This window comes from Alcanivorax sp. DP30 (assembly GCF_009882945.1).
Taxonomy (GTDB): Bacteria; Pseudomonadota; Gammaproteobacteria; order Pseudomonadales; family Alcanivoracaceae; genus Alcanivorax.
Genome location: NZ_WTUY01000005.1, coordinates 367947 through 382461 on the forward strand (window position 1 = coordinate 367947; position 14515 = coordinate 382461).

At 57.6% G+C, this 14515-nt stretch carries 9 protein-coding genes; 3 read left to right on the plus strand and 6 right to left on the minus strand.

The window, feature by feature from the left end; genetic code table 11:
• Positions 1–2: 2 nt before the first annotated feature.
• On the minus strand, positions 3–2888 hold the full coding sequence (gene rapA, locus GQF00_RS12645; protein WP_161319516.1) for an RNA polymerase-associated protein RapA: 2886 nt from the start codon (positions 2886–2888) through the stop codon (positions 3–5).
• A gap of 180 nt (positions 2889–3068) precedes the next feature.
• Here rapA and GQF00_RS12650 point away from each other — a divergent pair, with 180 nt between their 5' ends.
• The 3 genes from GQF00_RS12650 to GQF00_RS12660 all read left to right on the plus strand — a co-directional run bounded on the left by GQF00_RS12650 (position 3069) and on the right by GQF00_RS12660 (position 7664).
• Positions 3069–3248 (plus strand): hypothetical protein, encoded by a 180-nt coding sequence (locus tag GQF00_RS12650; RefSeq protein WP_161319517.1) that lies wholly within the window; start codon positions 3069–3071, stop codon positions 3246–3248.
• 18 nt (positions 3249–3266) lie between these two features.
• The gene (locus GQF00_RS12655; RefSeq protein ID WP_161319518.1) at positions 3267–3995 is read left to right on the plus strand and encodes a glutathione S-transferase family protein; all 729 of its coding nucleotides are present in this window, start codon (positions 3267–3269) and stop codon (positions 3993–3995) included.
• 240 nt (positions 3996–4235) lie between these two features.
• Entirely contained in the window at positions 4236–7664 is a 3429-nt protein-coding gene (locus GQF00_RS12660) for an FG-GAP-like repeat-containing protein (RefSeq protein WP_161319519.1), read from the plus strand.
• A 75-nt stretch (positions 7665–7739) separates the two neighbouring features.
• On the opposite strand, the gene uca is transcribed toward GQF00_RS12660, so the two are convergent.
• The 5 genes from uca to GQF00_RS12685 all read right to left on the minus strand — a co-directional run bounded on the left by uca (position 7740) and on the right by GQF00_RS12685 (position 14455).
• A complete protein-coding gene (gene uca, locus GQF00_RS12665) occupies positions 7740–11327 on the minus strand; it encodes an urea carboxylase (RefSeq protein ID WP_161319520.1) in 3588 nt (1195 codons plus the stop codon).
• A gap of 91 nt (positions 11328–11418) precedes the next feature.
• Complete coding sequence (locus GQF00_RS12670) at positions 11419–12057, minus strand: urea amidolyase associated protein UAAP2 (protein WP_161319521.1); 639 nt, start codon at positions 12055–12057, stop codon at positions 11419–11421.
• Between the two features lie 41 nt (positions 12058–12098).
• Positions 12099–12815 carry an urea amidolyase associated protein UAAP1 gene (locus GQF00_RS12675; RefSeq protein ID WP_161319522.1) on the minus strand — a complete coding sequence of 239 codons (717 nt, stop codon included), beginning with the start codon at positions 12813–12815 and terminating at the stop codon, positions 12099–12101.
• A 28-nt stretch (positions 12816–12843) separates the two neighbouring features.
• The gene (locus GQF00_RS12680; protein ID WP_161319523.1) at positions 12844–13635 is read right to left on the minus strand and encodes an ABC transporter ATP-binding protein; all 792 of its coding nucleotides are present in this window, start codon (positions 13633–13635) and stop codon (positions 12844–12846) included.
• Between the two features lies 1 nt (position 13636).
• A complete protein-coding gene (locus tag GQF00_RS12685; RefSeq protein WP_161319524.1) occupies positions 13637–14455 on the minus strand; it encodes an ABC transporter permease in 819 nt (272 codons plus the stop codon).
• Between the last annotated feature and the right edge of the window lie 60 nt (positions 14456–14515).

Consider the following 14515-nt stretch of genomic DNA (forward strand, 5'->3'; position numbering starts at 1 on the left):
GATTATTCCCCTCCGGCCACAATGATGCGCACGGCATTGAGTTGGCATTGCGCATTGGTGAGCAGCTTTTCCAGTTGGGCGGTCTGCTCTTCCATGGCGGTGATTTCTTCTTCCCGTACCGCCGGATTCTTGGCCTTCAGCGCTTTCAGGCGGGCCAGTTCGTGGCCCTGTTCCTGGCGCATGGCATCCAGGGCGCTGGCGATAATCCCCTCGGCTTCCTGAGCTGCAGCCGCATCGTTGGCCTTGAGCAGTTTTTCCAGCAGGTCTTTCTGGCTGGACACGATCTTGCGGCTCAGGGGCTTGTCCATCTTGTGGCACTGCTGGCTGAGGCCGTCATGGCTGATGGCCTGGCTGATGTTCTTGCCGTTGGCATCCAGCAGGTGGCGAATCACGGTGCAGGGCAGAAAACGGTCCGCCTGCAGGTGGCGTGGTGCCATGGACTCCACCGTATAGATGGCTTCAATCAGCAGGGTGCCAGCCTTGATGCGCGGATTTTTCAGCAGGCTGACGGCGGCCTTGCCGCGGTGCTCACCGAGCAGCATTTCCATGCTGCCTGTCACCATGGGGTGTTCCCAGGTCATAAATTGCATGTCATCGCGGCTGAGTGCCGTAGCGCGATCGTCGGTCATGGTGATGCCTTCATCCGGTAACCCGGGGAAGGCGTCGCGCATATGTGGACCGGGCTTGAGGATAATGGCGGTGTCGGAGTGGTCTTCCTGATCCACGCCGTAACGGTCGAACACCCGCTGCATAAAGGGCAGCGGGCTTTCTTCATCGGACTCAGCCAGTGATGCCTTGAGCTGTTCCGCCCGCGCGTCGTCAAAGGAGCTCAGTTCCAGCAGGCGGTCGCGGCCGGTTTCCATCAAGGTGTGAAGTTCGTCCGCGATGGTACGGGTTTCGTCTACCAGTGCATCAATGGCGGTGTATTCCGGGTCACTGCAGAGCAGGGTTTCCAGTGCATCGCGGCTACGCAGGTAGATATCGTGCCCCGCCGGGTTGGTGTGTTCAAAGGCATTCATGCCTTCGTGATACCAGCGGAACAGCACTTCCTGGGCGTGGCCTTCAAAGTAGGGGACATGGATCTGGATGTCTTCGCGCTGGCCGATGCGGTCCAGACGACCGATGCGCTGTTCGAGCAGGTCCGGGTTGAGGGGCAGGTCCAGCAGCACCAGATGATGGGCAAACTGAAAGTTGCGGCCTTCGGAACCGATTTCCGAACAGATCAATGCCTGGGCGCCATCGAAGTCGTCGGCAAAGAAGGCCGCGGCACGATCCCGTTCGATCAGGTCCATGTCTTCATGGAACATGGCCACGTTCATACCCAGTTTGTAGTTGCAGTGGGCATGCAGATCGGTAGCCGTATGACGGCTGGCGCAGATCACCAGCACTTTTTCCTGGCGATGCTGCTTGAAGAACTGCTCCAGCCAGGTGACCCGTGGGTCCAGCGTGCACCAGCGATCATCGTGATACAGGGTTTCCGGATGCAGTTGCCCCTCAAGGGATTCGTCGCTGTCGTAGCGGTATTCCTCGGGGAGTTCCTGTGGATAGCCGTGGGCATGGCGCTGCGGAAAGCCGGCGATATTGTGGCGGGTGTTGCGGAACATCACCCGGCCGGGGCCAGAGCGATCGAGCAACTCAGCCAGGACCGCGTCACGGTCGGCGTCACTGATGGTCATGTCTGGCAGTAGCGCCTGGGCCCTTTCCACCAGACTGGCATTCCAGCTCTTCTGATCGTGGAGATCGCCGGCCAGCTGGGCGATTTCCTGGTAATGGCTTTGTTCTTCCCGGAATGCGGCAAGGCTTGGGTAACGATCCGGATCCAGCAGGCGCAGACGGGCGAAGTGACTTTCCAGCCCCAGTTGCTCCGGAGTGGCGGTGAGCAGAAGCAGGCCCCGGGCCTGACGGGCAACGGTTTCCACCCGCTGGTAGCTGTCGCTGGGTGACTCTTCGCTCCACTCCAGATGGTGGGCTTCGTCCACCACCAGCAAATCCCAGTCAGCCGCGGCCAGCTCCTCGATATTGCATTCGGCCAGGAATTCAGTGCTGCACAGTACCAGTTGTTCAGACAGGAAGGGGTTGTCCTGATTGTCCGGGGTTTCCCCTTTTTCTTCGGCAATTCTTTCTTCCTCGATAATCTGCGCCAGCATGTCCTTGATGCTGGTTTCCGGCTGAATGGCGTTGAGTCGCTCGCTGTCGAAGATGGAAAAATGCAGATTGAAACGGCGCACCATTTCCACGAACCACTGGTGTACCAGTGCTGGCGGCACCACCACCAGCACCCGTCTGGCGCGGCCGGTAAGCAGTTGCTGGTGCAGAATCAGGCCGGCTTCAATGGTCTTGCCAAGGCCCACTTCATCGGCAAGCAGCACGCGAGGTGCATAGCGGTTGGCGACTTGGTCGGCGATGTAAAGCTGATGGCCGATGTGGTCGATACGCGGTCCGCGCAGCCCCTTGATCCGGGACTGCTGCTGTTGGCAATGGGCATTGAGTGCATCCACGCGCAGCTCGAACCAGCGGTTGGAAGAAAGCTGGTTCGAAAGCAGACGATCCAGGGCCGAGTTGAGGCGCAGGGTATGGCCAAGCAGGGTCTCCGGCACTGGCTGCACGTTCTCCGGTTCCCCGGCAGGGTGCGCCATGTATACCTTCAAGCCATTAAGTTCGTTGACCTCGGCCACAGTCAGTTCCAGTTCGCCCTCGGTGCGAATGGTGTCGCCGGTGTTGAAGGTGACCCGTGACAAGGGGGCGTTATTGATGGCGTAGGTCCGCTCTTCCTCTACCGCCGGGTACTCTACCGTGACCAGCCGGTAGTCCAGTTCCTTGATGATACCGAGACCCAGTTCAGTTTCGGATTCGCTCAGCCAGCGCTGGCCGGGGGTAAAGTCACTCATACTCAATGCCGGTTATTTCCTGGGGGGCGAATTATACGGCTTTGAGAGGTCACCTTCGATGCCTGTGTAGTTCTGGATCCGGTTTTGTCACGTTGAAGGCTGAAACCGGGCCCGGTGGGCTGATGGATGGGCCGCGAATTGCGGTATGCTGGGCAATCCTGAACAACGCGCAGCAAGGTTATGGCCGATATCCTGCCCTTCAAGAGACCGGTGAAAAAGGCGCCCCGTCGCGGTATGTGCCAGCATGGCTTTCACAAGTGGACAATATGCAAGGCCAAGCAGTTCGATGTGAAGCAGGGAAGGCTGGTCACCGTGTACCGTTGCGAGCGCTGCGGCAAACAGAAAGTCGAAGCTCATTAACCTGCACGGAATTCAATCATGACCGTCATTCTTCATCAGTTCCCGATATCCCATTATTGTGAAAAAGTACGCTGGGCTCTGGACTACAAGGGCGTTCGCTACCGGGTAAAGAATCACCTTCCCGGCTTGCACTTGAAAAAGGTTAGCCGCCTTGCGGGAGCCAGTAGTGTGCCGGTCATTCAAAACGGCAAGGATGTGGTGCAGGGTTCGGCTGCGATTATCAGCTACCTGGACCGGCATTTTCCGGATAGACCGTTGACCCCGGCGGATGAGGCCGTTGCCGCGCAAGCCATCCGCTGGGAGGCATACTGCGATGAGCAGGTTGGGCCTCATGTGCGTCGCTACTGCTATCACACCTTGCTGGATTATCCGGATCTGGTGATTCCGTTTTTCGCCCAGGGTGGCCCGTTATGGGGAAAGCCGTTCCTCAAGGCCATCTATCCCAAACTGCAGGGGGTGATGCGCAAGGCCATGCAAATCCGGGAGCCGCAGGTCAGTGAAAGTCGCCAAGCCCTTGAAGATGCCATTGCTACGCTAGCCCGTGAATATGAGAGCCGGCCCTATTTGGCCGGGGATGGGTTTTCCCGGGCCGACCTGGCGGCTGCAAGCTTGCTGGCGCCCCTGTTGATGCCGCCGGAATATGGCCTCGACTGGCCGCAGTCCATGCCGGAGCCCTTGCAGGGTTGGGTGGATCAACAGGTGCCATTGTTGGCCCGCTATGCAGATTTTTACCGCACGTACCGTTGAATCGGGCTGAGATGGCCTGGGGGGGGAGGCAAAAGAAGAAGCCCGGATTATGACCGGGTTAACCGGTTTTTTTTCAGTTTTGCAGTTTGTCCTTTGAAAACAAATGGTTATGCGGTACGTGCGAATTCTGGGCAAGAAAAAAATGTGGTGATTCGGTTAATAATTGTTCCATAATGCTAAATACTGAGACGCGGCTCACATTTTGCGTCGGCATAACAATAATGATCACCGGAATCCATTATGTCAGCAGGGATGCCCTTCACCCGCTTTGCCATGGTGTTTTGCTCCATCATGGCCGTGTTCACGCTTGTCGCCTGTGGCGGAGGTGGCGGTTCGTCGGGAGGTGGTGGTGCACCTGCCGCGTCTGCATCGGCAAACCCTGTTGGCCCCAATGATCCGGTTGATTCAGAAGCCGCGCTTGATGTCTGGCTTCGCAGTGTCATTACCGAAAAGGGCCTGACTGGCGATCCTGCCACTCCTCGCCAGCAGAGTCAGAAAACCCCGGATAGCGACCCGAAGGTCAAATTGGGGCAGATTCTGTTTTTCTCCCACACCCTGTCTGGCGATCGCAGCTCGTCATGCGCGACCTGCCATATCCCTGACTTTGGTGGCAGTGACGCCTTGTCTCTGGGAATCGGTGTGTCACCTCTGGACGCCTCCCAGGTTGGCCCTCCGCGCCAACTGGATATCCATAACGATCTGGACCCGGCGGCGGACAGCAAGCCGAATATGCATCGCAACAGCCAGACGGTCTTTAATAGTGCGCTCTATGACCGCAGCATGTCGTACGACGGCCGCGTTTTTGTGCTTGATGAAGGCGTGCAAAGTGGAGGCAAAGGGCAATCCATTCGCACTCCGGAGAGCGGTAACCTGTCAGATGCTTCTGAGGCAGATGGTCTTCTGGAAGTTTTCAGCAAGTTTCCATTGACCAATCACAATGAAATGCGCGCCTATCTGTTCAGCGCCCTGTCGGAAGAACAGTATCGCGAACATCTGGTGGCGAGGTTGCGAGGTGAGGTCGACACGCACTTTCTTTCTCCACAGGGCAGTGACAACTGGCTTGCCTTGTTCCGCGCAGCCTTTGATCAACCTGGCGCTAGCGCTCAGGAGGTAATCACCCTGGTGAATGTGCAGCGTGCTCTGGCGGCGTACATGTCATCCATGGTTTTTATCGACAACCCCTGGAAGCGCTATGTGCAGGGCGATAATGACGCACTGACGGCAACGGCAAAGGAAGGCGCACGCCTGTTCTTTGCCGGTAAGGAAGAGGGCGGGCTGGGCTGCGTTGCCTGTCACAGTGGTGATTTCTTTACCAACGAAAAATTCTACAACGTGGGCTTTCCGCAAATCGGCCGTGGCTTCATGCGAGCGGAGAAAGATGATATTGGCCGCTGGAACAGCACCCGACTGGCAGCAGACAAATATGCGTTCCGGGTACCGAGTCTACTGAACATCCAGCTCACCATGCCATACGGTCATGCCGGCACCTTCGATCAGTTGAGCGAGGTAGTTCGCTATCATGCCAATCCTCGTCAGGGGCTTACCATATTCGATTTTTCCCTGCAGCAACTTGCCCAGTTCCAGGGCAAGGAGGGCTATGACTATGCGCAGGGGCATACCCTGGCAGTTCAGGCAGAACCCAGTTTCCTCATTGCTGAGCCGTTATTGCCGGGCCGGAATTTGACCGTGCAGGAAGTCAACGCACTGACAGTCTTCCTGCGCACACTGACCGATGATTGTGTGAAAAATTACCAGTGCCGAAACCAGTGGACACCGGCTCAGAGTGAGGATCCGGACGGCAACCTGCTGGTAGCAGGATTAAACCCGGTGCTTGCGCCAACCGTTCCAGTGGACCCGGACCCGGACCCGGACCCAGATCCAGATCCAGATCCAGATCCAGATCCGGAAGAGCCACCCACAGAGCCGCAGGATTACCCGAAGTCCTTTGCCTTGAATTTTACCGCGCCAGCACGGGATACATTTGTGGAACTGGCCAGTTGTGATTCCGAGCCATCCCTGTTTGTGCTGAACACAGGTTTGCCAGTATTTACGCCGCGGCACCTTTTTGCTTTTGGACTCTACGATATGCTCGGCAGCCCGCTTCATCCTCATGGGTTTGATCCGGAAACCTGGAACGTGGAGGGCGTCGTCAACATCGAGCCGACGATGATTGCAGGTGGTGTGAGCGCCGGTTATCTGGATGACGACTGTTGGCTGGATCTGGCCTATGCCGGAGGTGACGAGTCGGGAATGGTGTTCTATCGCAACCGCGGTGGGCAACTGGGTTTTGATACCATGGATCTGCTCACTGATGATCCCGGAGGCAAGTATACCGGCACTGCCATGATTGATCTGAATGGCGATTACCGCCGTGAAATGCTGTTTGGCAATTTGCTGGAGAAGCATCTGCCGATTTACTCCAGTGATGACGACGGTGGCTATTACCCGGTGGCGAACCTGAGCATCAGCCGCAATACCTACGGCATGTCGTTTGCGGACGCCAATCACGATGGTTACCCGGAAATGTTCCTCGCGCACTGGTTCCCGGGTAACGTGCTTACTGCTCCTGTGTTCTGGGAAAACAATGGAGGCACCGAGCTTGAGCACAATGATGTGGAAGCCGGGCTTTCCAACAATGATTTATCCCAGTCCTGGAATTTTTCACCCCAATTTGCGGACATCAATGCTGACGGTGAACTGGATCTTTTGCTGGGTTCAGATTTTGGTACCAGTGTCGTCATGGAAGGTCAGGGTAATGGCACTTTTGCCAATATTACCGACCGGACAATTATCAGCGACGAAAACGGGATGGGTTCCACGCTGGGTGATTACGATAATGATGGTGATCTGGACTGGTTCGTCACCTCCATTTATGACCCGAGCGGTGAAGCGGAAGCCAACTGGGGGGTGACGGGAAATCGCCTGTACCGGAATAACAGCGCAGATGGCGAGTTGATTCTGGAAAATGTGACTGAGGCTGCGGGTATCGCCGATGGCAACTGGGGGTGGGGTGTCTGCTTTGCCGACTTCAACAACGACGGCTTCCTGGATGTGTTCCATGTCAACGGCTTTGGCGCCATACCGGCCTCTGCAACATCGTCAGAGAAAGGGCTGGATCTGGTTGAAAATTATCAGACCGTTGCCCAGGAATATTTTGAGTCTCTGCCGCGTTTGTTTATCAATCAGGGTGATGGAAGTTTTACTGAGCAGGCTGTTCAGTGGGGGTTACTGCTGCCGAGCGAAGGGCGGGGCATTACTTGTCTTGACTATGATCGCGATGGCGACATGGATGTAGCGCTGTTGGATCATTCCAAGGGGCTGCAGTTTTTCAGTAACCAGATAGGGCATGGCAACGGCAAAAAATTCCTGTCGGTTCGTCTGGTTGGAGCGTCCCCCAACACAGAAGCCATAGGCGCAAAAGTGCGCGCAACCGCCGATGTGGGCGGTAGCTTCGGTCTGCAGACCCAGACCCGGGTAGCCATGGCCAACACCAACTTCAACGGCCAGAACCCACCGGATCTGCATTTCGGCATGGGCGAAGCCGAACAGGCTGACCTGACCGTAACCTGGCCGGATGGCGTGAGTTGGCAGTGTGACGCGGTGGACACCAACCGCTTCATGATCCTCGATCAGCGAAGCCTGCCTGCTACCTGTGCGGCAGCACCTTAATAACAGCGACTAGCTACGAGCTTCCAGCTGCGAGAAAAGGATAAAACCTGTTTTTCTCATAGCTGGAAGCTGCTTTTAATTCAACACCATGATTGCCTGGCCAGCATTGATCTGTTGGCCTTCCTGGCGGGAAATGGCGACCACCTTGCCGGATTCCGGGGCGGTGATTTCGATTTCCATTTTCATGGATTCCAGCACGGCGACCACGTCCCCTTCCTTCACCACGTCCCCTTCGGCCACGTTCAGTTTCCAGATATTGCCGGCGGTAGGGGATTCCACCCGGGTGCCATCGACGTCTTCCCCGCTGTTGTCCGCATCCAGATCCTGTTCAGACTGGAAGTTGATCTGACCGCTTTCCACCCAGCGTTGCAGTTCTTCATCAAAGGCCTGATTGCGGGCCTCGGTAAACTGGGCGATGTCGTGTTGGTTGTCATCCAGAAAACGCTGGTACTCGCTCAGGTTGAAGGTGGTCTCTTCAATTCGGATCGGGTAGTCCCCCTTGGGGAAATCCCGTCGGATCTGGTTGAGCTCCTCGTGGCTGACTTCGTAGAAACGAATCTGGTCGAAGAAGCGCAGCAGCCAGGGTTTGTCGAACGCCTCGGTTTTGCGGTAACGGTTCCACATCTGCAGGGTACGGCCCACGAACTGGTAACCTCCCGGGCCTTCCATGCCATAGACACACAGGTAGGCGCCGCCGATACCCACGGAGTTTTCTGCGGTCCAGGTGCGGGCCGGGTTGTACTTGGTGGTGACCAGACGGTGCCGCGGATCGTAGGGTGTGGCCACGGGTGCGCCCAGATACACATCGCCGAGCCCCATCACCACATAGCTGGCGCTGAACAGAATCGCTTTCACGTCATCAATGCTGTCGAGCCCGTTAATGCGGCGGATAAATTCCAGGTTGGAGGGACACCAGGGCGCATCCTTGCGCACCGATTGCATGTATTTCTCGATGGCTTGATGACAGGCCTCGTCATCCCAGCTCAGCGGGATATGCACGATGCGTGACGGGACTTCCAGATCATCCTGTTGCTGCAGGGTACGCTCAGCCTCCACCAGTTTTTTCAGTAATGTACTGCGCGCTAGTTGCAGCGGATTGAAATGAATCTGCAGCGATCGGATACCGGGAGTGAGTTCGATCACGCCATCCAGTTGCTGTTCTTCCAGCCACAGCATCAGGGCGTGGGCGCGGAAACGCAGGCGCAGGTCCAGTATCAGCGGCCCGTATTCCACCAGCAGGTAGCGGTCACCCGCGGCACGGTAAACCACCTCTACGCCGGCCTCTTCTTCTGAAAGGGTAGTGAGTATCGGTGTGGTGATCTCGACGTTTCCAACCTGCTTCACCGGTTCACTCAAGCCTGCTATGCAGGCGTCCTGTTCTTCGGCCAAGGCATCCGCGTCTTCCAGACTGATGGCTTCGAAGCGCAGCGTATCACCGGCTTTGAGTTGGCCGAGCTTCCAACGGTCTGCGAGCACCACCGTCGCCGGGCAGACAAAGCCGCCAAGGGATGGACCATCCGGACCAAGGATCACGGGCATGTCACCGGTGAAATCCACGGTGCCCACGGCGTAGGCATTGTCGTGAATATTGGAGGGATGCATGCCGGCTTCCCCTCCGTCACTGCGCGCCCAATTCGGTTTCGGACCCACCAGACGGATACCGGTCCGGCTGGAGTTGTAGTGCACCTGCCAGTCGGTGGAAAAAAACATGGCCATGTCATCGTCGGTGAAAAAGTCCGGTGCGCCATGGGGGCCGTAGATCACCCGCAGAGTCCACTGTTTTCCTAGCGCAGGTTTCAGGTTATCCGGTACCTCGAACTGACTGGGAGTGCCAGTATCTTCTGCAACGTGCAGCACATCGCCGGTGCGCAGGGCGCGGCCGCCGTGACCACCAAACTGGCCGAGGGTAAAGGTGCTGCGCGAGCCCAGATAGGGCGTGCACTGAATGCCGCCGGCAATGGCCAGGTAGGCACGGGCACCCTCGCCGCAGACCTTGCCCAGCTTCAACACCTGGCCGGGTTTCACGTCAACGGACTGATACCTCTCGACAGGACGGCCATCCAGTGTGGCGTCCATGTCTGCACCGGTGAGGGCAATGCGGGTGACCTGATTGAATTTGAGGGTCGGGCCATTGAGGGTAAATTCCAGGCCAGCCGCGTGCTCATCATTACCCAACAGACGGTTGCCAAGCCGGAAGCTGAGATTATCGAACGGGCCTGACGGCGGTACCCCCACCGGCCAGTAGCCACTGCGGCCAGGATAATCCTGCACGGTGGTCATGGTGCCGCCCGCCACAACATCCACTGTAAAGGGCTGGTGGTTGAAGCCGTTCAGGTAGCGGGTGGTCATGCGACCTTCCGCGAACACTGGATCAGCCAGAATGGCGCGAACGTATTCGCGGTTGGTCTCAATGCCTTCCAGGGTAATGGCATCCAGCGTGCTGCTCAGCGCCGCCAGCGCTTGGTCACGGTCAACTTCGTGGATGATCACTTTGGCGAGCATGGGGTCGAACAGCGGCGAGACGGTGAGGCCCGCTTCCACCCAGTGGTCAATACGCACCTGTTTGCCGTCGGCTTCCGGAAAGCTAACAGCGGTAAGCAGACCGGCGCTGGGCTGGAAATCCTTGTTGGGATCTTCCGCATAAACCCGGGCCTGGATGGCGTGACCATTGGGGATGAACGGCCCCAGGGTATCTAGCGCCGGCAAATCCCCGGCGGCCAGTTTGACCATCCATTCCACCAGGTCCACGCCAAAAATCTGTTCGGTAACGCCATGCTCCACTTGCAGGCGGGTATTCACTTCCAGGAAGTAAAAGGCGTTGGTGTCCTGATCAAGAATGAATTCCACCGTACCGGCATTGCGGTATTGCACCGCTTCCATCAATGCCCGGGCAGTATCCTGAAGCTCGCGGCGAACATTGTCGGGCAGGTTGGGGGCCGGGGTTTCTTCCAGCACTTTCTGGTGGCGGCGTTGGGCGGAACAGTCCCGCTCGCCGAGAGTCACGGCCTTGCCATTGCCATCACCAAATACCTGCACCTCAATGTGACGGGCGCGGGCGATATATTTTTCAATAAAGACGCCGTCGTTGGAAAAGTTGTTGGCGCTGAGTCGGCGGACGCTGTCCCAGGCCTTGTCCAGGCTGTCGGGATTTTCACAGATCTGCATGCCGATGCCGCCACCACCGGCGGTGCTCTTGAGCATTATCGGGTAGCCAATTGTGTCTGCGGCTTTACGTGCAGCGTCCCTGTCGGTGAGCAGGTCGGTGCCGGGCAGGAGGGGGACGCCGGTTTTTTCTGCCAGTGCGCGGGCGGTGTGTTTGAGACCGAAGGTATCCATCTGTTCCGGGGTCGGGCCGATGAAGGCGATCCCGCGAGACTCGCAGCCTTGTACAAAGTCCGGGTTTTCACTGAGAAACCCGTAGCCGGGGTGCACGGCGTCCACACCCTGTTCTTCCATCAGGGCAAACAAGGCATCCTGATTCAGGTAGGTGTCACGGGCGCTACCTTCGCCCAGGCAGAATGCGTCGTCGGCGTAACGCACATGCAGGGAATCCCTGTCTGCCTCGGCAAATACTGCTACGGCCTTTACGCCAAGGTTGTTGAGGGTACGGATAACACGGGTGGCAATGGCGCCGCGGTTGGCAATCAGAACCTTGTTGAACATGGCTGCGTCTCTTCGACAGATGACGGGTCGTCCCGCCATGAAATCCTTTGGCCGCCAGGGTCGTCCCCGGGGAATGCTGCTGTGTTGTGGCTTAGTCCCAGATCAGCACTTCAATGGGGGTCGGGTTATAGCCGTTGCAGGGATTGTTCAGCTGCGGACAGTTGGAAATCAGGATTACCGTATCCATACAGGCGGTCAGTTCCACGTATTTACCCGGCGCTGAAATCCCGTCTTCAAAGGTCAGGCCGCCTTCTGCGGTCACCGGCACATTCATGAAGAAGTTGATGTTGTGCGTGATGTCCTGCTTGGCAAGATGGAACTCCGGGTGTTCGTTCACGGCCAGCATCCAGCTATCGCGGCAGGCATGCATGCAGCGCTTTTCCAGGTCATAACGCACGGTGTTGCTTTCCGTGGCGCAGGCGCCGCCCAGGGTGTCGTGACGACCGCAGGTGTCGGCCACGATTTCCAGCAACGGGTTCATGCGATTGCTCATCAACACGGTGCCGGCGGTGAGGTAGACATTGCCTTGCTCGCGAATAGTGTCCATGGCGCTGTAACGCTCAGCGGGGTCGTTGGCACTGTAGAACAGCGTGTCGGCGGCCTGGTTGCCTTCCAGATCCAGAAGACGCACGGTCTGACCTTTCTGGATGGTGCGAATGAAGTAGTCACCGGCCGCCACTATCTCGCGGAAGCTGGCCTGTTCCGGTTGCAGTTGGCTTTCTTTGATCATGTTGCTTTCCTTGTAGCTTGAAGCTTGTGGCTTGCAGCTTCTTACAATCCCAGGTGGTAGAGGCGGTTGTTTTCGAAGGCTCGGCCGTTTTCCGGACGGAAATTTCTGCAGTAATCGTCCTCCGTAACGGGCTCGGCTTTCAGCATCTCGATCTGCACCGGTTTCATCGGGTATTCCTCTGCCGGATTCAGCGGGTGCGGGCAGGTGTGCAGGATTACCAGGGTGTCCATTTCGAATCGCAGGGTGACGCTGGCACCGGCTTTTGCCGCAGAGGGATCAAATTTCAAATTGCCGTCGTCATCGGCGGCCACTTTGGAAAACAGGTTCAGGTTGGCAGCCATGTCCCGTTCGGTAAGGCCGTACTTGGCGAGTTCGGTGAGAAAACTGTGCTCGCCGCTCAGGGTCCACTGGTTGTGACAATCCTGATAGGAACGTACCGCATATTTTTCCTTCAGGGTTTTCTCGCTGAGGGTGCCACAGACAGTGTCGTGCCAGCCGAAGTCATCTTCCACGATGGAGGCGAACACGCGCCCCATGTCGGAGTAGAGGCAGTTGCCTTTGGTGAGTTTGAAAGTGTGCTGGCCCTTGAGACTGTCCGGGGCGTTATAGCGTTCCAGCAGCATCTCCGGGTTGTACATCAGCATGGCCAGATTGGCGCCGCCTTCCATATCCGTCAGACGCAGCTGCATGCCGCGGCGCACCTGCAGCGACCAGTGGGCGCTGCCGGGCAGGGTGGTGGTGTAAAGGCTTTCGCTCATGGTGAAGTCCTTTGTATTTGGGTCTGAGTCACAGGGTGTCGTTAAGAACGCGGCTGGTTTTTCTGACGTTCTGATTAATATCGCTGAGGGTGCCACTCTGGCAGTCGCCCACCGGCAGATCGTAGGTCACTCTGGCGCCGTAGGCGCCGGGGGCCTGGGGGTCCAGACGGGGCTTGTCGAACACCCACAGCCGGGTGCCGAGGTAGAACCCTTCGGTGATGTCGTGGGTGATCATGAACACCGTCAGGTTTTGTTCTTTCCAGAGTTTCAGCACCAGTTTGTGCATGTCGGCACGAATGCCGGGATCCAGGGCGCCGAAGGGCTCGTCCAGCAGCAGGATACGTGGCCGCTTGATCAATGCCTGGGCTAGCGCCAGACGTTGCTGCATACCGCCGGAAAGTTCATGGGGATACTTGTCGACGGCATGGCCTAGCCCGACGCTCTCCAGCATGTCCCTTGCTTCCTGGCGAAGCTGACGGCGTTTTTTGCCAAACGTCATGCCCAGCCAGCGGTTGCTTTGCAGCTCGCCTCCCAGCATCACGTTTTCCAGCGCAGTCAGGTGATTCAGAACCGAGTAGCGCTGAAATACGATGCCGCGGCTCTCATCCGGCTCAGCGGGCAGCGGCTGACCGTCCAGCAACAGTTCGCCCCGGGTGCCTTCTTCGGTACCGAGAAGGAGCTTGAGGAAGGTGGTCTTGCCGCAGCCAGAGGCGCCGACGATGGTGACGAATTCACCTTCCTGAACGGTGGCGTTGAGTCGTTCCAGGACGATCTGGTCACCGTATTCCTTCCACAGGTTTTTCATTTCGATGATCGCCATCTTAATGTCCTTGCTGGTGGAACCAGGGATAACGCCATTGCGAATAGCGGGTGAGGATAAAGTCGATGGCAAACGCCAGCAGGGTGATCCACACCACGTAGGGAAGAATCACGTCCATGGACAGGTAGCGGCGTACCAGGAAGATCCTGTAGCCCAACCCTTCGGTGGCGGCGATGGCTTCGGCGGCGATCAGGAACAGCCAGGCCGGCCCGAGTGAGAGGCGCACCGCACTGATCAGCCGCGGCATCAGTTGTGGCCATACCAGGCGGGTGATGATCTGCCAGGTGTTGGCGCCCAACGTCTGTAACTTGATGATCTGCTCACGGGGAATTTCCATCGCCCGCTGCTGCAGATCACGAATCATAAAGGGGGTAATGCCGATAATGATGAGCATCACCTTGGCCAGTTCGCCCAGCCCGAAAATGATGAACAGCACGGGCAGGATTGCCATGGGTGGTACCAGTGACAGGCCGGTTACCAGGGGGGAAAAGGTGGAACGAATCAGCGGGATGGTACCATTGCCAATGCCGACGATAATGGCGATCAGGGCGCTGATGGCCACACCGATACCGAGCCGTTGCAGGCTGGCCAGCGTGTCGGCCAGAAGCAGGTACTCGCCACTTCGTTTGCTGGGTTCGAACGCCATGCGGTTGATAGCCTGGACAAAACTGTCCAGTGCCGGCAGCAGCTTGTCGTTGGGGTTTTCCGTCAGCCGTGCGTCGGAGGCCAGCGTATAGAAGATTATCAGCAGCACAAAGGGCAGCAGACCCAGGGCCCAACTGGCAGGTTTGCCCGGTTGGCGATTGATCAGTTTCTTCATGGCATTTCCCGGTGATGTTGGAAGCGTCAGACGCCTGATATCAGACGTCCGACGTTGCTA